Origin of the sequence: Geotalea uraniireducens Rf4 (assembly GCF_000016745.1) — a bacterium.
GTDB lineage: Bacteria > Desulfobacterota > Desulfuromonadia > Geobacterales > Geobacteraceae > Geotalea > Geotalea uraniireducens.
The window spans coordinates 4278880-4296608 of sequence record NC_009483.1 but is presented as its reverse complement, the minus strand read 5'-3'; the positions used below and the strand labels follow the sequence as shown (position 1 = coordinate 4296608).

Annotated in this window: 23 protein-coding genes, 1 pseudogene and 1 riboswitch; of the genes and pseudogenes, 5 read left to right on the top strand and 19 right to left on the bottom strand. The window is 51.4% G+C overall.

Annotated features, from left to right (window positions below; translation table 11 throughout):
• Window positions 1–6 precede the first annotated feature (6 nt).
• Genes GURA_RS18690 through GURA_RS18675 form a run of 4 tightly spaced genes read left to right on the top strand, consistent with a single transcriptional unit; the run spans window position 7 to window position 1873 of the window.
• Window positions 7–207: a cold-shock protein gene (locus GURA_RS18690; protein ID WP_011940476.1), complete on the top strand. Its 201-nt coding sequence runs from the start codon at window positions 7–9 to the stop codon at window positions 205–207.
• Between the two features lie 58 nt (window positions 208–265).
• A complete protein-coding gene (locus tag GURA_RS18685) occupies window positions 266–496 on the top strand; it encodes an outer membrane protein assembly factor BamD (protein WP_011940475.1) in 231 nt (76 codons plus the stop codon).
• Between the two features lie 12 nt (window positions 497–508).
• Window positions 509–1390 (top strand): radical SAM protein, encoded by an 882-nt coding sequence (locus GURA_RS18680; RefSeq protein ID WP_011940474.1) that lies wholly within the window; start codon window positions 509–511, stop codon window positions 1388–1390.
• A 33-nt stretch (window positions 1391–1423) separates the two neighbouring features.
• Window positions 1424–1873 carry a YaaR family protein gene (locus GURA_RS18675; protein WP_011940473.1) on the top strand — a complete coding sequence of 150 codons (450 nt, stop codon included), beginning with the start codon at window positions 1424–1426 and terminating at the stop codon, window positions 1871–1873.
• A gap of 318 nt (window positions 1874–2191) precedes the next feature.
• On the opposite strand, the gene GURA_RS18670 is transcribed toward GURA_RS18675, so the two are convergent.
• The 19 genes and pseudogenes from GURA_RS18670 to GURA_RS18590 all read right to left on the bottom strand — a co-directional run bounded on the left by GURA_RS18670 (window position 2192) and on the right by GURA_RS18590 (window position 17096).
• On the bottom strand, window positions 2192–2848 hold the full coding sequence (locus GURA_RS18670) for a fumarylacetoacetate hydrolase family protein (protein ID WP_011940472.1): 657 nt from the start codon (window positions 2846–2848) through the stop codon (window positions 2192–2194).
• A gap of 118 nt (window positions 2849–2966) precedes the next feature.
• Window positions 2967–4181: an IS256 family transposase gene (locus GURA_RS18665; RefSeq protein WP_011937053.1), complete on the bottom strand. Its 1215-nt coding sequence runs from the start codon at window positions 4179–4181 to the stop codon at window positions 2967–2969.
• Window positions 4182–4268: 87 nt separating this feature from the next.
• Window positions 4269–4508 carry a hypothetical protein gene (locus GURA_RS25020; RefSeq protein WP_041245554.1) on the bottom strand — a complete coding sequence of 80 codons (240 nt, stop codon included), beginning with the start codon at window positions 4506–4508 and terminating at the stop codon, window positions 4269–4271.
• A gap of 30 nt (window positions 4509–4538) precedes the next feature.
• Window positions 4539–4631, bottom strand: a pseudogene (locus tag GURA_RS25455) (hypothetical protein); the annotation flags it as partial.
• A 458-nt stretch (window positions 4632–5089) separates the two neighbouring features.
• Window positions 5090–6754, bottom strand: a complete 1665-nt coding sequence (locus tag GURA_RS18655; protein ID WP_011940469.1) for an RNA-binding domain-containing protein — start codon at window positions 6752–6754, stop codon at window positions 5090–5092.
• Between the two features lie 430 nt (window positions 6755–7184).
• Window positions 7185–8144, bottom strand: a complete 960-nt coding sequence (locus GURA_RS18650; RefSeq protein ID WP_011940468.1) for a TIGR01212 family radical SAM protein — start codon at window positions 8142–8144, stop codon at window positions 7185–7187.
• Between the two features lies 1 nt (window position 8145).
• On the bottom strand, window positions 8146–8808 hold the full coding sequence (gene thiE / locus GURA_RS18645) for a thiamine phosphate synthase (protein ID WP_011940467.1): 663 nt from the start codon (window positions 8806–8808) through the stop codon (window positions 8146–8148).
• On the bottom strand, window positions 8805–9587 hold the full coding sequence (locus GURA_RS18640) for a thiazole synthase (protein WP_011940466.1): 783 nt from the start codon (window positions 9585–9587) through the stop codon (window positions 8805–8807). The genes thiE and GURA_RS18640 overlap by 4 nt, the downstream gene beginning before the upstream one ends.
• 23 nt (window positions 9588–9610) lie before the next feature.
• On the bottom strand, window positions 9611–9814 hold the full coding sequence (gene thiS, locus GURA_RS18635; RefSeq protein WP_011940465.1) for a sulfur carrier protein ThiS: 204 nt from the start codon (window positions 9812–9814) through the stop codon (window positions 9611–9613).
• A 74-nt stretch (window positions 9815–9888) separates the two neighbouring features.
• Window positions 9889–9992, bottom strand: a riboswitch (TPP riboswitch).
• 151 nt (window positions 9993–10143) lie between these two features.
• Window positions 10144–10689 carry a hypothetical protein gene (locus GURA_RS18630; protein WP_011940464.1) on the bottom strand — a complete coding sequence of 182 codons (546 nt, stop codon included), beginning with the start codon at window positions 10687–10689 and terminating at the stop codon, window positions 10144–10146.
• A gap of 216 nt (window positions 10690–10905) precedes the next feature.
• Complete coding sequence (locus GURA_RS18625) at window positions 10906–11772, bottom strand: HAMP domain-containing protein (RefSeq protein WP_011940463.1); 867 nt, start codon at window positions 11770–11772, stop codon at window positions 10906–10908.
• A gap of 154 nt (window positions 11773–11926) precedes the next feature.
• Entirely contained in the window at window positions 11927–12691 is a 765-nt protein-coding gene (locus GURA_RS18620) for a cytochrome c3 family protein (RefSeq protein WP_011940462.1), read from the bottom strand.
• A gap of 71 nt (window positions 12692–12762) precedes the next feature.
• Window positions 12763–14160: a polysulfide reductase NrfD family protein gene (locus GURA_RS18615; protein ID WP_011940461.1), complete on the bottom strand. Its 1398-nt coding sequence runs from the start codon at window positions 14158–14160 to the stop codon at window positions 12763–12765.
• Window positions 14157–15080 (bottom strand): 4Fe-4S dicluster domain-containing protein, encoded by a 924-nt coding sequence (locus tag GURA_RS18610; RefSeq protein WP_011940460.1) that lies wholly within the window; start codon window positions 15078–15080, stop codon window positions 14157–14159. Before GURA_RS18610 ends, GURA_RS18615 begins: the two co-directional genes overlap by 4 nt.
• 61 nt (window positions 15081–15141) lie before the next feature.
• The gene (locus GURA_RS18605; RefSeq protein WP_232278942.1) at window positions 15142–15588 is read right to left on the bottom strand and encodes a cytochrome c3 family protein; all 447 of its coding nucleotides are present in this window, start codon (window positions 15586–15588) and stop codon (window positions 15142–15144) included.
• A 184-nt stretch (window positions 15589–15772) separates the two neighbouring features.
• Window positions 15773–15940: a hypothetical protein gene (locus GURA_RS24805; RefSeq protein WP_011940458.1), complete on the bottom strand. Its 168-nt coding sequence runs from the start codon at window positions 15938–15940 to the stop codon at window positions 15773–15775.
• A gap of 63 nt (window positions 15941–16003) precedes the next feature.
• Window positions 16004–16249 (bottom strand): hypothetical protein, encoded by a 246-nt coding sequence (locus tag GURA_RS18600; RefSeq protein ID WP_011940457.1) that lies wholly within the window; start codon window positions 16247–16249, stop codon window positions 16004–16006.
• A gap of 50 nt (window positions 16250–16299) precedes the next feature.
• Window positions 16300–16680 carry a response regulator gene (locus GURA_RS18595; RefSeq protein ID WP_011940456.1) on the bottom strand — a complete coding sequence of 127 codons (381 nt, stop codon included), beginning with the start codon at window positions 16678–16680 and terminating at the stop codon, window positions 16300–16302.
• 167 nt (window positions 16681–16847) lie between these two features.
• Entirely contained in the window at window positions 16848–17096 is a 249-nt protein-coding gene (locus GURA_RS18590; RefSeq protein WP_011940455.1) for a hypothetical protein, read from the bottom strand.
• Window positions 17097–17591: 495 nt separating this feature from the next.
• On the opposite strand from GURA_RS18590, the gene GURA_RS25150 reads away from it, so the two are divergent.
• A complete protein-coding gene (locus GURA_RS25150; RefSeq protein WP_268741730.1) occupies window positions 17592–17726 on the top strand; it encodes a hypothetical protein in 135 nt (44 codons plus the stop codon).
• The last annotated feature ends 3 nt before the right edge of the window (window positions 17727–17729 follow it).

Genomic DNA, 17729 nt, shown 5'->3' with positions numbered 1-17729 from the left:
AGAAGAATGGCCAATGGTGTGGTGAAATGGTTTAATGATTCAAAGGGATTCGGCTTTATCGAGCAGGAAAACGGCGAAGATGTTTTCGTTCATTTTTCTTCCATCCAGGGTGATGGTTTCAAATCACTCGCCGAAGGGCAAGCGGTAACGTTCGACATCGTCCAGGGGGCGAAGGGGCCGCAGGCAGCCAATGTGTACAAAGCTTAGTCTTGTTGAAAACCGTAAGGCCCCGAAGCGATTCGGGGCTTTTTTTTTGGAGGTATCTATGCGGCGCGTTATTCTGCTGGTGCTGATGCTGTGGGCGCTCGGCTTTGCCGGATGCTCCGGCGACAATGGAAAGCAGCTCTTTGAAACCGCGCAGTTCGAGGAAAAGCAGCATAACCTGGAGCATGCGAAACAACTCTACGAGGAAATAGCAAAGAAGTATCCCGGCGGTGATTACGGCAAGAAGGCCGAGGAGCGGCTTGCGACCCTTAAGGGGGGTAACGGTAAGTAGTGAGGATGCCCCATGCTTGATTATGTTGAGCCGCTGTTCCGGCCGCCGAGCGAGGCGCGGAGTCTTATCTTTCAGATCACCATCGGCTGCTCGCAGAATCACTGCACTTTCTGCGGCATGTACAAGGGAAAGCGCTTCTGTGTCAAGCCGCTTGAGGAGGTGCTTGGCGAGATCGATTCGATTCCTTTGCGCTTCCGCCCCCATGTGGATCGGGTGTTCCTGGCGGACGGCGATGCGCTGGTGTACCCCTTTGACGGGCTTACGCGGATACTCGACCACCTTGCCGCGACCTTTCCCACCCTGACCCGCATTGGCTCCTATGCCTCGCCGGCAAGTCTTGCCGGCAAAAGCCCCGAAGAGCTGTCCGTACTGCGGCAGAAGAAGCTGCGTATCCTCTATTTCGGCCTGGAGTCGGGCGATACTGTAACACTCGCCGCAATAAACAAGGGGTTCAATGCCGACGAAATGGCGGTACAGGTGTTGAAAGCGCGCGGAGCAGGAATGAAGCTTTCGGTTACGGCCATTCTCGGTCTGGCCGGACGGGAGCGGAGCCTTGAGCATGCCGGGGGTACAGCCGCCTGGGTGAACCGGGTCAACCCGGAATATTTTTCACTTCTGACCCTGTTTCACCGTCACAACGATGCCTTCATCAGGACCATTCACCAGTGCACACGGGGCGAGCTGCTTCTGGAAGCACGGGAGATTGTTGCCGGCCTCCATCCTGAAAAGACCATCCTTCGCTCCAACCATGTTTCCAACTTTCTCAATCTTGCCGGGAGCTACCCAAAAGACCGGGAACGGCTCATCCGGGAGGTGGACGCAGCGATAGCTTCTGCCGGGCGAATGCCGGGGTATAAGGATAGTACGCCGGAGTATAGTGAAGAGTATTATTAATGCACCATATTTGAAGTGTGCAGGGAGAAGTAAATGCGTATCAATGACAAAACCGGTTCACGACAGGTGGACAAAAGAACAAAAGGTGCTGCTTTGCGCAAGGCAGCTGACTCCGGCAGTTCGCTTTTTGCAAAAAAACTGGGCCAGATGTCGAAGGATTCCGCCGATTATGCCGGTCAATTGCAGGCATTGAAGGAGGAGATCGACCGGGCGGGGGATAGTCTGGAGAAAGAGCCGACCATCGTCAATTTCAAAATCTACCGTGATTTGATCTCCGCATTTGCCAATAAGGTAACATCCGATGCGTATCGTCTGGAGCTGGTCGGCGGGCCGAACAGCCAACGCTGCCATGAAATCATCACCGTCATCGACAAGGAAGCCGATGAGTTGTACCACCTGATCATGAAAGAACAGAAGAACCATATCAAGATCACGGCGCAGATCATGAAGATCAAGGGGATGGTTGTGGATTTCATGCTGTAATCGAAACCGGTTAGCCTGACGTGGGTTAAAAACGCATTCAAAAAGGAGAGGGGGCATCGATATTTCGATGCCCCCTCTCCTTTACTTACAATCGCTGCCGCAGTTTTTCAAATCCCCGCCAGCAAATGACAATTTCTTTCCGCACTTCTGGCACCGCCAGAAGAGGCCGCCTCAGCCGGGTAGAAGGATCATATCCCCTTGACATTCGGGACAAAGTTTCTTTGGCTCCATGTTCACCTCCGTAATAATTTACTCGCTCAAGGGTAACTATTCTGCGGGTGAAAAGTCAAGTATGCAAATATTAAAATAACGATATTGTTACGCCACTGTCACCCGCAGGCTTCCAATCCCGGGAATTTCTGCGACGATTCGATCTCCGGATCTGACGGGACCGACTCCGGCCGGGGTGCCGGTGAGGATAATGTCGCCCGGCTCCAAGGTAAAGATGCCTGACATGTGGCTGATGATGGCAGGGATGGTGTGGATCATCATCGCGGTATTGCCGTCCTGACGAGGTTGATCGTTTACCGAGAGCCTGATTTGCAGATTCTGGGGCTCGGCTACAGTTCGGGCATCAACGAAATCGGAAAGGGGACAGGCCGTGTCGAATCCCTTCGCGATGTCCCAGGGGAGCCCTTTCTTCTTCAGCTCGGCCTGTACGTCCCTCAAGGTCAGGTCAATGGCTACGCCGTAACCGGCGATGTGCTCCAGTGCCTGCATTTCCGGGATATTCTTCCCCTGCTTGCCGATCAGCACCGCCAATTCCGCTTCGTGGTGGCAATCGTTGGAATAGGAGGGGATGACGATGTTTTCCCCCTCAGAAATGACGGATGATGCCGGTTTCATGAAAATCACCGGCGCTTCCGGGGTCTCGTTACCCAGTTCCTTGATGTGGTCAACATAGTTGCGGCCGATGCAGAGAATCTTGCCGATGGGGTATGCTTCGTTTGTACCGAGTATTCTGGCTGTTTTCACGGGTCTCTCCGAAAATCCGATAGGGTAAATTTACAAAATAGGTGACTTCAGTTTTGCTCTTTTTCCGTAGAATGGGGCCTGTCAATAGTTTTGTGTAAATGGTTTTGGTTCCCTGTTTTTAATAGCTTGGCATTCTGTCTTCAAAAAGAATGGAAAAGCGGTTCATGGCAGCTTTCCAGTCTCTGATCGGCAGGGTCCATTTCTTCGCGATGTTTCTCAGCGCCAGGTATAGTAACTTGAACATTGCCTCATCATTGGGAAACGAGCCCCGGTTTTTGGTCACCTTTCTGAGTGACATATTCAGTGATTCAATGGCATTGGTTGTGTAAATAACCTTTCGTATATCAGCTGGATAGGCAAAAAATGGTATAACTTGCGCCCAGTTCCGGCGCCAGGACTGGCTGATCGTCGGGTGTGTTTTGTCCCATTTTGCCTCAAATGCTGTCAGTTCCATTTCGGCCTGCTCAGCGGTCGCTGACTGGTAGATAACCTTCAAATCTGTCGCAACTTCTTTGCGTTGTTTCCACGAAACGAACTTCAAGGAATTGCGTACCATATGGACGATGCAAAGTTGGACTTGAGTGTTGGGATAAACTATTTCTATGGCCTCAGGGAACCCCTTCAGGCCGTCAACGCAGGCAATGAAGATGTCCTGGACACCACGGTTCTTAAGTTCGGTCACAACCTGCAACCAGAACTTGGCTCCTTCGTTTTCGGAGACCCACATTCCCAGAACTTCCTTGGCACCGTCTATGTTGATGCCGATGGCCAGATAGACAGCCTTGTTCACAACATGGCCATTGCCTCTGGCTTTGACCCTGATGGCATCCATGTAAACGATGGGATAAAGCGCATCCAACGGGCGGTTCTGCCAAGCTTTGACCTCTTCAGCTACTGCTTCAGTCACTATTGAAATCAGAGCGGGGGATACTTCAACACCGTAGATTTCCTCCAAGTGTCCCTGGATCTCACGAGTGGTAAGCCCGCGGGAGTACAGGGAGATAATCTTATCATCGAACTCGGCGAACCGGGTTTGGCCTTTGGGAATGATGACTGGTTCAAAGCTGCTATCCCGGTCACGAGGGACCTCAATCGGCATGGTGCCAAAATCGCCTTTGATGGTCTTTGCCGACGAGCCATTGCGTGCATTGCCACCTTTGGCGGAAACGGAAGCATGCTTCTCGTGGCCGAGGTGCAGTGTCATTTCAGCCTGGAGCGCCCGCTGAAGAACAGCCTTGGTCAACTGCTTCAGCAGCCCGTTTTCCCCTAGAATCTCTTCGGGGGTCTTATAATGTTTGAGTAGATCGTCGATTACGTCGGTGTTAATAGTCATGTGATCTCCTTAGGGTAACTTGGTGTACCCCCTAATGACCATTTACACAAACCTTTTTACACCCTCGTAGAATGAAGACCTGGTCATTTAGCTTTTCTCTTCTTTCGCAAACCCTATCTTCTTCCGCTTCGATTCCGGTGGTGTCATGATCTGCCGCATGGCATCAAAAACAATGGCGAATTGAGCGTCGTACTTCATTTCCAGTTCATCCAGTTTTTTCGCTAAATCCTTGTGGGACGCGATCATCTCCCGGAGCTTCACGAACGCCCGCATGATGAGGATGTTCACTTCGATGGCCCGGTCGCTGTTGAGAACGCTTGAGAGCATTGCGATTCCTTGCTCGGTAAAGGCATAGGGCAGATACTTCCTGTGTGAGCCCCTTTCTTTAAGGTCACAAGTTGTGACCTTAAAGCTGTCGACTCGGTATATTCTCCCTCGCAGCTCCGCCAAATCCTCATCCAAGTCAAACTATGCCTTATTCCCCCACCCTCAAGATTCCAATATGAATCGGATTTACCCTGAATATCCTTTTCTGCCTGCATTCCTCACTTCACAATATCCATAAATGTTGCATAATCGGTGACAACGTCGTATTTGACTTGGTCGGTGGTTATTCCTGCGAAGAACTATTTCGTAGGGGCGACAGCACAGCTTCATCGTGCTTCGCCCTTGTCGGCAACGCCCCTACTTGTACGGTTACTTGTTCGGTCTTTGGTGGTGTGTCGGGCAAAACAATAACAACGGCGATTGTATTGTCTTTACATCTGTCCCTGACGATAATAATTTGGAAATATACGCCATATTTATCTTTATGCTATCGCTGCCAAATTCCTTATTTCATGGCTATTTAATAGGGTTCTATTCTGCTTTTATTCTTTTTTTATTCTTTTTTTATTCTTTTTTTATTCTTATTTTTTTTCTTTGAGAGTCCATTTGGGTAATTTACGAGATCCCGTATTCACTATTGTTTCTGTAGTTCGCATACTGGTAATCAAGTTGCCGATTTTGTTCTGTTTTTGTTCGACATCCAAAGCATCACTCAATTTGCCCCACAACAGAGTATCAATCTCCTTGCGGGTTGCAGAACCAAACTTAACCAGATAATCACGTATCAGCTTGGTGTAATAATCGTCATCCTGGGCACGGGTACGAATATAGTCCGCCTTGCTCGCTGTCGCAGCGGCAACGGTAGCGGAGACGTGGAGGTTGGGTTTTCTGCCTTCAATAAGATTTGCTCGGCGCAAATGTTTCACCATTACGTCATCAAGTGGGAGTTTTTTCTGGACACGATCAAGGGCAAATATGTCTTGTAATGACAAATCAGTTTTCTGGATAAGCATACGACTGTAGGCAGGATCAACAATCTTGCCATGGATTGTCATCTTGACCGCGTAGGGCTCGCTCAAATCATAATCAGGCAGGGGGAAATAGCGCCGTGCCTGTCCAATGTGCATTTCATAAATGCCATACCCCATGGTGTCGATCATATTAAGCTCAGCCATCGCCTGGGCCAGAAAAGGGTTACGGTAGCGTCTGGGGGTTTTGTGCCCAGAAATATAATCAACTGGTTGCCCTTCATAAAACGAGCCCTCGTTTTCAAAAATCAGCCTGTCAGGTAGTTCTGTGACAATGATGCGCCCATTGCGGCCGTAGTCCTGATGAGCAATGCAGTTGTGCAATGCCTCAAGCACAATCTTCTGGTCATATTTGGCCACTTCAATGGGGAGCAATTGATCTTCCGGCAGGATACGCAACTGAATATTGCGGATTTTCTGATACAGAATGCTGGTATTCAGCAGAAATGGGGGGCCAAAGTGTTGGTAAGCACGCTCAACCCCCTCCAGTTTCCAGGTCATTTGTGCTGGTTGCGGTGAGAGCAAATGGGCTGCTTCAGCTTTTCCCAGTAATAAAATGGTAGCGCGGGTAATTTGGCCATCTTTTGTTAGTTTTGCACGGTCCAAAAATGTACTTTCAGGCCATGTCATAACCTCTTCCAGGGCAAAACGATTAGCGTACTTTTTGGCGAAAGATTCACGAGCCTTAGTCAGTGCGTGTGTGTCCAGATGATCCAGTGTAGCTGCGTTAGCCACCTGACCAGACCAGTCAGTTGCCCCTACCTGTTTACGAATTTCATCCAGCTTATCCAGGCCAAGATGAGTCAGACTTTCGCCTGCGCGGGCGTAATAATGCCCTTTCCAGGCAATCGGCATCCCCAAAGGGGCAGCAGGTATTTCAAACAGGATTACGCGTCCCTTATCACTTTGCAACTCATGAATTTCACGGAACGTAATGCTGGGCTCAGTCTCCGCTGAAATCTGCATTTTCAGGCTTTGTAGGCGCTCATTGTCCTGCCGGTAATCGCTGCCGACGATGGATCTGCTTTTATTATTCACACCAAAAACCAGCCAAGCCTTTTCAACATCCCGCAGGTTGGCTTCATTGGCAAGAGCCGAAAAATATTTGCCGATGTCAGATGTCGAATATGAGTCACCGACATTTTTGAACTCGATTACTTCATTTTCCCAACGGGAGATTAACTCAGACAAAAGTATATGTAAGGCTTGTTGTGCCATGAAATCAGCCCCCCCCTAAATTGACTTTACTTCAGTTCCTGGGGGTAGAAGTTTCGAAGCGGTGACTGCGCTGGCCGTGGCTTCTGATCCCCAAACGATCCTTAAAGATGGCGATATTGACGGAATCGAACGCCCGTTATTCCCGATGGCAGAATGCGTTAAAGATGTTCACCTTTTTAGCAGATTGCGGCACCTAATCCAAGTAAAACCACGTGATAACCTGGAATCGAAACCATCTGTTGCTCGTTAATAACCTTGAAAATTGTTGGATGGCTGAAGCGGGGCGCATCTTCCCGAAAAGGAGGCCGCGCACTGGACTGGTCGATGGTTGTCTGTTCTATGAAAATTGAAAGGGAGCAAGGATGTTTCAAAGGGGGGGTACGGTTCAGCGGCAGGTCATGGTCAACTGGTCAACTCTGAAGCCCGTGCATCAAAGATTGCTTACGTTCTCATCTGCCCCTGCCAGCCTGCACCCCTGCCAGGTGCCGCGCCTCTTCAGCTCGTTGACCACAGAGTACCACATCTGGTTGTTTTTCAGGTCCCAGTTGGGGGCAACACGGATTGCGAGCGGCGCGGAGCCGTAGAGCCGCTGGATGGTAACTGACGGCGGCGTCAGTTCCAGGAAATCGCAGACTGCCGCCACATACCGGGCATGGGAGAGTGGGATGAAGCTGCCGTCATGATAGAGGTCGGCGAGGCGCGTACCCCTGACGGCATGGAGTTGGTGAATTTTCAGGGAATTGACGGGGAGTGAGGCTATCAGGTCGGCGGTCTTGAGAAATCCCGCGTGGGTCTCGCCCGGGAAACCGTAAATGAGATGTGTGCAGATGTCGATTCCCCGCCCGGCAATTCTGTTCACCGTGTTGAGATATTCGGACAGGGTGTGGCCGCGGTTGATCTGCTTCAGGATTGCGTCGTCCATGGACTGGAGGCCCAGTTCCACGCAGACGTAATGGTTGCGGGCCAGGCCGGCGAGGAGCTGGATCGCCTCGTCGCTGATTGCATCAGGCCTGGTTCCAACCGAGATGCCGAGCACATCGGGATGGGCCAGGGCGCGGCTGTAAAGGTCGCGGAGCTTCTCAACCGGGGCATAGGTGTTGGTGAACTTCTGAAAGTAGATGATGAACTTTTCGCTCTTGAGCCGCGTGCGGTGGTAGGCCATCCCTTCGCTCATCTGGGTTTCGATGGGAATCTCGGCCACTGTTCCGCCAGGGGAAAAGGAGCTGTTGTCGCAGTAGATGCAGCCGCCTACGCCGCGGGCGCCGTCCCTGTTCGGGCAGGTAAAGCCTCCGTCGACGTTGATCTTGCTGACCCTGCAGCCGAAGCGACGGCGCAGGTATGAGCCGTATGAGTTTATGCGGAGATCGGGGTGGATCTGGTCGTTGGACATATTACACTTCGTGCTGTTCCATCGGCGGCAGAAGAGAGATAAGGGTCTTTGCCGCCGTCCGCGGCTCATCAGCTGAGAGAATCGCGGAGACGAGAGCTATGCCGTGGGCGCCGGCTGCAATCACCTCCGGTACGTTATAGGGTTTAATGCCGCCGAGTGCAAAAATCGGTATAGTGAGGAGGTGGGTGATCTCTGCCAGTTTGACTATGCCCACCGGTTCGCCGTAGGGGGCCTTGGACTGGGTGAAGTATATCGGGCCGAAGGTGATGAAGTCTGCTCCCTGTTCCTGGGCGATTATGGCCTGAACCTGGTTATGGCAGGAGACGCCGATCAGCTTTTTCTCCCCGAGGATTTTTCTCGCCCGGTAGATGGGGATGCTGTTGTATCCCAGATGAACGCCGTCGGCATCCACGGCCAGGGCGATGTCTACCCGGTCGTTGATGAACAGTTTGGCGTTGTGGCGGGCTGTGAGTTTTCGCAGTTCGTAGGCTGTTTCGTACAGTTCCCGGCTGGGGAGATCCTTTTCCCGTAACTGGACGGCGCGGACCCCTCCCCTCAGGGCTTCTTCGACGACAAATTCAAGACTCCGACCTTCGGTCTGCTTCCGGTCAGTGATGAGATAGAGGTTGAAATCTATCCATGGAGAATCTGTCGCAGTTTTCACTCTATTGTTCCTTCGACAGGGCTTGATGCGGTGGCATAGAGCTTCTTCGGGATACGCCCGGCCCGGTAGGCAAGCCGTCCTGCCCGCACTGCCAGGTTCATGGCCTCTGCCATGGCGATGGGGTCCTTTGCTCCGGCTATGCCGGTATTCATCAACACACCATGGCAGCCGAGCTCCATGGCAATGGCTGCATCGGAGGCTGTGCCGACGCCGGCGTCGACGATTACCGGAACCTTTACCGTATCGAGGATGATACGGATGTTGTACGGATTTCTGATGCCGAGACCGCTGCCGATCGGAGCGCCGAGCGGCATGACCGCAGCACAGCCGATGTCTTCGAGTTTCTTGCAGACGATGGGGTCGTCCGTTGTGTAGGGGAGCACAGTAAAGCCTTCTTTGATAAGGACTTTGGCTGCTTTCAGCAGTTCCTCGTTGTCGGGAAACAGGGTCTTTTCGTCACCCAGCACCTCCAGTTTGACAAAGTCGGACAATCCCGCTTCCCGAGCCAGACGGCAGGTGCGGATGGCGTCATCGGCAGTATAGCAGCCGGCGGTATTGGGCAGGAGGGTGTATTTTTTCGTGTCGATGTGATCGAGTAAAGATTCCTTGTTTCTGTCGGAGATGTTTACCCGCCGCACGGCAACGGTAATTATTTCTGCGCCGGATACTTCAATTGCCTTGACCATCTGCTGAAAGTCGGCATATTTGCCGGTTCCGACCATCAGGCGGGAGTTGAACTCGCGGCCTGCGATGATAAGTTTATCTGTATCAGTTCTCATGTTGATCTCCCTGAAGATTTCTTTTATAAACTGCCGCCGCCGACGAAGTGGACGATTTCAATCCGGTCTCCGTCATTGATGATGGTTGTTTCATAATCAACTTTCGGCAGGATATCCAGGTTGAGCTCCACCGCGACCCGCCGGGGATCGATATCGAGCGTCTGAAGATAGGAAAGGACGGACATTTTTTCTATGGTTGTCGAGTCGCCATTTACGGTTATTTCCATTGCTGCTCCATTGCTGTGAAGGTGATTCAGGCGTTGAAAACAAAAAAGCCGCTGAAGCGGCTCATGGTCTGGTGGACCTAAATAGTGCGCTTCCCTCCGCCGGGATCAGCCGGATCAGGTTCAAAGGGTTTCCGGTTAAGACGGATCTCAGTTCTTGCGAACTCCCCCAGCGATGTATGCGATTGTCTGTTCAGCAATATGGGTGTGGCATGCGGTTTGAGTGGTTATGAACCCACGAATATCAGGTAAACTAGCAATATTGACCGTCTTCTGTCAACTCTTTTCTTGGTCCATATAGTGTCGTTTTATCGGGGGTTTTGCGCACAAGGTCATTCCCCGGCGCTCTCGCCGCTACCTTTGCTCCCGCCATGCTCAGCCAGGCTTTCCTGCTCTTTTTTGATCTCTTCCGCACAGAACGTCCAGATGTGGTAGCTTTCCAGTCCGAGAATTGTTGTGCCGGCGGCAAAGACGGCCCAGAAGTTTTCATACAGTGCGCCGCTAAAATGATAAAAGGCGAAAAACGCGGCGAGATAGCCCACATGGGAAAATCCGCTGTAGCTGCCGGAGCCGCTCATCATCCGCGAGAGGATGAGGATGATGGCAGAGAAGCTGTAAAGCATGAGCGCAGCGCTTATCATGTTTGCCGAGGGTGGTGTGCCGAGGATGGCTCGAATCTGAGGCGTGAATGTGGGGAGGAAAGCGAAATTCTGCACTGCACCGATGCTGACGGCAATGAAGAGGGCCATTGCAAAAAGCCCGCGGCTTGCCTTTGTCTTCAGCCGCCGGATTTTTTCCATGCTCTCCTGCGTGCCCTTTTGTACCGGCAGGCTTGCCTCATCTTCCGGCTGAGAGGAGTGGGTGGTTTGATTCTTCATGGCGAGCGTTATCTCCGGATGGCCGATGGCTGGATGGCCGCAACAGCTCACCTAGGAGCCAGTCGGACTTAGGGAATCGTAACGAGAGAATGGCAAATCGAGGACAGATTATCGGAAATTTGAGAGCGAATAGTGGACCTATTTGTCGAAAATTTCCGGAAATATGGACCGATTTTCCGTTCTCGCAGTAGATTCATTCCTAAGTCCGACTGGCTCCTATACGCTGTTCGCGTTCACGCCTGCCTTCTCTTTCATCTCTTCCGTGCCCCCTCTCAGCTTTTCGAGCTCATCGACGGCGATCCTGAGCCTGGAGGCCATTGCCCGGATGTCGCCGGCAAGTTCGGTCAGTTCACCGGAAATTCCTGAAAGTTCGGGAGAAAGATTACCACGGTTCACTTTTGCTGTAAACGCCTTAATTTCCCGGAGCGGCATAAAGACCTGTCTCCTCAAAAGCGCTGCGACTCCTCCCACCGAGAGGATGAGCACCATAATGCTGAAAACCATCATCCTGCTGCGCATGATGGAAAGCGTTTTCGAAAGAGGCGTCGCAGAGAGGCCGATATCAAGGGTCCCGAGGATCTTCTGGCCGGAAGTGTGGAAGTGGCAGGAGGCCGTATAGCATGCGGGCTCGTTGTATATGGGAGCAGTGATTGCAATCACCTCCGTACCCAGTGTGTTGACAAAACGGCGTGCCCGCTCCATGTCCCTCATGGTGGCGTGCGGTACTGTCCCGGCGTGACAGCCGATGCAGCCCGCAGTTTTTTTGTCCACATAGCGGTTGATCTCCTCATGCTGCTGCGAGAACATGATGAGCCCTTTTTTGTTGAAGATGCGCACATGTTCGATTCCGTCCTGGCTGCCGATGTTGTCGATGATGTTGCTCACCGTTTCCCGGTCCGACTTGAGCATGGCGTAACGGGTCGACTTTATGATGGTGTCGGCCAGGTTTGCTTCATAGCTGACCGCGTCGTTGACCATGTCTGTTTTCATGACCGAGTAAAGGAGAATGCAGCAGACGATGACGAACCCGGTCACCGCCACTGCGACCGGCACTATGGCCCTGGCTGTCAGGCTTCTTAACATGGCGGTTTACCTCCTCCTGTCATGTTGCTGAAAATCGGCATGGTCTGCACTGCCTGTTGCTCAAGGGCTCAAAACCATTCCGTACTGCCTGTACGTTCGGGTTTATCGCCCTTTCGCAACGCGTCCTCATATGCCCTCGTTGTTCAACAACCCGCTACGTCCTGTGACACTTGTCACAGCTTTCCTTCACGGTAAAAGCCGATTTACTGTCATGGCAGGCGCCGCAGGATTTGCCGGCCTCCATCTCGGCCATGGAAACGGTTTTGTTGCCGGAACCCGGGATGTAGAGCCTGCTGTGGCATTCCCGGCACTTGTACATGTCGATATGAAGCTTATGGCTGAAAGTGACGTTTCCGGCATCGGCAACCTTATAGCTCTTCTCCTTTACCGGGTGGCATTTTGTGCATTCTCCCAGGGCAAAGGTCTTCTTGCCGTTATGGCATGCGCCGCACGATTTCCCCCGTTCCATTTGCGCCATGTCGACACGCTTGTTTGGGCCGGCTTTGAAAACCTTGTTGTGGCATGCGCCGCATTGCATGGTTTTCAGGTGTTTGGCGTGGCTGAAGAGGACCGGCCCGGTTTCCTTCACCTTGAACGTGATCTCGCGCACTTTGTGGCAGACCGTGCACTTTGCCAGTGCGAAGGCTTTTTTGCCGTTATGGCAAATGCCGCATGATTTTCCCTTGTCCATGTCCGCCATGGTATAGCGGACGTTCTCACGCATATTGCCGTTATGGCAGGCTTTGCAGCCTACATTGGCGCTCTTGGCATTTTTCTTCTTCAGGTGTGACGTGTGGCTGAAAACAACCTTGCCGGCGTTTGCGGTACTGAAGGTTTTGTTCTTGAGTTCCAAGGCGGATGTCAGGGACGCGCTTCCCAAGAGCGCCGCCAGAATATAAGCAGTCCAACGGAATCTCATGATTATCTCCTGTAATTGATCTATTTTTGCCGGTCAGACGGGCTACGCGGCATTTTTCACTGCCCGCGCGCTCAGTTCCCTTTTTCCAGGCTTGAGAAGCCGGCTGTGGGAATGATGCTCTCTTCCCTCGTCCTGTACGTTCCAACAGGCACCGGCTCTTCTTCACGGATGACTTTTTTCGGTACTCTCGCACCTTCCGTTGCTTCTACCGTCTCATCCGCAGTCTTCCACGAATAGAGAATCGGCAGGCGGTAGAGGATAAAACGATAAACCGTGATATAAATCGCGAAAATGGTGACGGAGATGATGACCTCACGCCAGTGGGGAATTTCGCGTTCCGCCAGTTTCCAGTTGAATGTTATCATGGCGGTATTCACCCTGTTGAGCACTACGCCGAATACGGTAAGAAAGGCGCTGAAGCGGACCAGCCCGACCTTTTTGTTTCTGATGGCGTAGGCGAAGAGCCCCAAAGGCAGGATGACCCCGAAGAATATTTCGAACATGTACCATTGCCCCCAGCCGGTGGCGAGGTATTCCCATTTGTTGTCGTGGGCCATGCCGATCAGCTTGATGGTAAGGTAAGTGGCAAGTCCCATGCTGGCACCCTTGGCCAGGGCGATGGTAAGTTTGTCCAGATTGTCGTTGAAACCCTGGCCGCAACGCCAGGCCATCGTCTTACGGGCAATGGTGCTCACCGCGATGACCATGCAGAGCCCCCCCGGCAGCGAGGAAACGAAAAAGTGGAGCCACTGGAAAGAGGCGGAATACCAGAGCGGGTGCACCTTGCCGGGGGCATAGGTGAAGAGAGCTCCCAAGGCGCCCTGGTGAAGGGTTGAAAGAATGATGCCGGCCACGGTCAGGCCGAGGGTGATTTTTCTCACCCCTCGTTTGCCCATCGGGAAACCTATCCATTCGAAGAACGCTACCGAAACCTCCGCTACCTGGACTGACAGGTAAGTGGCCACATGCCAGGCCACCAGGAAGAGAACCGCCGCGGGGCCGAAGGATACCACCATGGGATAGGGAAGCCGCCATGGTTGCCCTAGGTCAACCATGAGATAGATGACGGCGAATAAGTAGCCTAAGAGGCCGTTCAAGAGCCCTAGCCGCTCAATGGGTTCAAAGTCATGGCGACCGAAGACCTCACATGTGGTTCCAAGCTGGAATCCTGAAGAGGATAGGGGCACCATGGCGAAGAGTCCGAATCCCAGAAACATTCCCCACGGATAATCATTTGAACTGTGGGTTACCCATCCTAACCCGAAGAAGAAGCGGCCGAGGATTATCGGTATTCCGATGGCAAAGATAACTGCCAATATCCAGTTGAAAGGGTTGCGCAGGGCCTGGGCAATATACTGCCGGGGGGTGAGGCCCAAGAGCAGCTTCTCCATCAAGTTCCATTTTTTCTTCCCGCTATCCTTGTAGAGGGAATCGACTATTTCCACTCCGTTTGCTTTATATGTTTTCATTTTTTTGCGTCCTCCTGCTCTGATTTTGAATGTGCGTCATGCCCATGGTCGTCTCCATGGCCCTTTTTGCGGGTAGAGAGCAGGTGGAATCCGGTAAACAGGGCAGGCCAGATGGTGAGCACCATGGGAACAGTGCCGAGGAACTCCTTGACGTTGGAGATGATCGGCTCATTTCCCAATGTATTATCAAAGCCGACTTTGTCGAATGGGACGCTGGAGAGATAGAGCCATCCTGTTCCTCCCACTTCTTTTTCACCGTAAATGTGGTCTACATATTTGTCCGGCGTTTCTCTGATCCGCTCATGACCGATCTTGATCAGGTCTTTCCTGTAGCCGAACGTGAGTACCTCTTGGGGACAAATCTCGACGCAGGCAGGCGGTTTTCCATATTTAAGGCGGGTGTCGTAGCAGAGGATGCATTTTTTAACCACCGGGTTGGTTGCGCTCGAATAGCTGTAACCAGGGACGTTGAAAGGACAGGCGATCATGCAGTTGCGGCATCCTACGCACACTTTTGAATTATAGATAACGGCGCCTTCTTTTGTTTTGGTGTAGGCATTTACAAAGCATGATGTGAGGCAGGCCGGTTCGTTACAATGGTTGCACTGGATCTTGCGGTACACCGGGCCGCCTTTTTGCTCATAACGGTTTACGACCGTGTATGCTTCTTCGCTCGGACGTCGTTTCTCCTCAAAAACCGATTGATCATCGAAAGGCACCTTTGGTTCGGGAAGTTGCTGTTCCTTGTTGCAGGCCGCCTCGCAGCTACGGCAGCCAATGCAGCGAGTCAGATCTACCAGGACCCCCATTCCTTCGGGATATCCTTCAAAGGAACCGCTCCCCCAGGCTTTTTTCGATATGCCAAGGGAGGATGCTGCCCCACATATCATGCAACCTTTCAGGAAATCTCTCCGCTTCATGTTCGTGTCTCCTTCGGTTCAAATTTTAGCGCCTGGTAAAATCTTTCACCGGCTTTCTTGGTTAATGACCGTGGCCCGCTGCATTTCCCTGTGCCTTTTTGGGCGCAGACTTGCCGGAATTGTAGAGAGCGTCTCCTGCCTTGTTCCGTTTGTGACAATCCAGGCAGCCGGTCGGTCCACCCATCTTGGTATGGCATCCCATACAATTCAGATGGTAAGCTCCTTTTAGCCCCGGCTTGTCCTGGTGGTAGAGTTTTGTGCCCTGCCGCTTCTCTCTCAGAGTCTCTGCCGAGAAAGTCTGCGCGGAATGACATCCTTTGCAGGCCACTATCTTGGTTTCACTGCTGTTCTTGTGACACCTGACGCAATTGGGGTCTTCAACCAGCGTGCCGGTCGTGTGGTGGTGGCACACAGCGCAGTCCTTTATCAGATTGATATGTTTTGCATGATCGAATTTCACCTTATCGTAGAGCTGAACCAGGGAATCAAGCGTGATGGAATCCGGCATGTTCATCCCCTGACAGACGGGAGGGACCGCGGACAGCGCTAGCATTAAAATTCCCCCGATAAGCCAGTTCTTCATAGCATACATAATGGCGTTCTCCTTTTTGTAGATTGATCACAACAGTTAATTCTCTGCCGTACTGTTATCGTATATTCTTGGCGACACTCTTTTCGCGATGCAATCAACATTAGTCGTCTGCGTTTTCCCGTTTGTGAATGTACCGGTAGAAAATGGGAAATCCGACAAAGAATGCCACGCAGATAAGGTATTCAACCCCTTTTATGTACTGGTAATAATCAACCAGTGTGAAGACTTCCTTGATTTCTCCAACCGATGAGAACATTTGTTCGAACATGAGTTCATCCTCCCTTCCGATATGTATAGATAAAATATTTAGCGTACTGCGCGATAAGCCGCTTCAGTTTGATATTTCGGCTTTTGCTTCTTTTTCCTTGTCCTTACCGGCCACGAGTTCCTTGACGATTCCCCATAACGTGATGATGGCCGGGATCAGTTGAACAACAACGATCAAGGCGCAGAAGCCCAGAAAAGCGAGCACCAGAATGCCGCTGCTGTATACCCGTGTCGTTGAGGCTGCAAAAGCCTGGGGAATTGCGACCAACCAAAGGGTGATCGTGATGAAGAGCGTTGTTAATGTTTTCATGGCCGTCTCCTTATTTGATGTTTTTGCTATCTGTCCTTTATGGTGTAGTTTCAATTGCCCCGCATGGTTTCGAAAGCGCATTTCACGGCTTGGCGGATCTCTTCCCGGTCTTCCGGTTTTACAGGTTTCAGCGCGTGGTAAAAAATTCCTTCCTTGCGCAGTTTGCGAATGAGCGGCAGAGACATTTCGTTGGAAACCAGGATAATTGTCAAATTCCGGTTGCACTTTTTCAACAGGGGGATCAGGTCTGTGGCCGTCAGTTCGTCAAATTCGCTGCTGAGCAGCACCACCTGGGCCGTTTTTTTCAGAATGCCGTACAGCACGTTGGCCGCTGAGTTTGTTACCATGACGTTATATCCCGCTTCGATAAAGAGGTCGGCCATAAACTTCCGGCTATCCAGGTCCTCATCTGCTATGAGAAGTCCTTGCATGATCTTCAGCCTCTCTTTTTGTTGATTTCGCAGATAGTGCCTTATTCCAATTCCAAATCAAGGCGCTATCTTCGTTGGCTTGTCTTCGGCTCCTCAACGTACTATCTGTACGCCTTCGTCGCCTCACTCCTCACCGCCTTGATTTCATCCTTGATTTGAAATAGGAATTACGATGTTTTGTCGGGTTTTTCAGCGGCAAGAGCGGTTTCCTTTGGCGCTGACATGAACAGCCCCTTCAGCATTGAGAAAAACAGCAGTATGCCGGGAATCGTCTGGAAGACGATGATCAGGGCGCCAAAACCCAGGAAGAGAAACAGCAGCAAACTGTTTTCTCCTTTTTCGACTCCGTCGGCTGCAAAGGCTGTGGAAACGCTGCCGATAAATACAAGTAACGCGTTTTTGACTGTGCTTTTCATGGCATCCTCCTTTTAAGGCATTTCTTGGATTTGCTGCTTTTTACAAACATGGTATTGCACCGACTGTGCCGCGATTAATATTTTATTAATTAACGGTGTTAATGTGTTGAAATAAAAGATGTTTTTGCTTGTTGTTGAGGCAGTCACTTTCGGGGCAAAACGGAGTAACGTATATAAATTTTATACGTAAATAGGTGGATGGGCATGGGTGTTGAAGGGTGTTATTGTTCTAACCTATTGTAATCACATGCTTTGCCTTTTCGCTTGGTGCATGTATAATTAAAAATACACCATGTGTGGCTATTTATGCAACGGTACGGAAACCCTTTGTCTGTTGGGATCGATGATGAAATAGTTTTTTGCTTCACTCATTTGTTGAAAGCGTTTAGCGCTTGACTTACCAATATTGTTTACTTAATATATTTTAAGATTGTCCTGGGTGCGCCGCGTATCTATGCGACGTTAAGCAGCTTCATTGCCACTCCTGACGGGAAAATGCCGAGTAAAAACGGGCCGGGTGTTGTGGCTGTTGAACGGGACAAATTCTTTGAAATGGCTAAAAATGAAATCGGCGTGAAAATTGCTGCGCTGGTTGATGGCTTATCTGGCGGGGATTGGAGCAGTGTATAAACC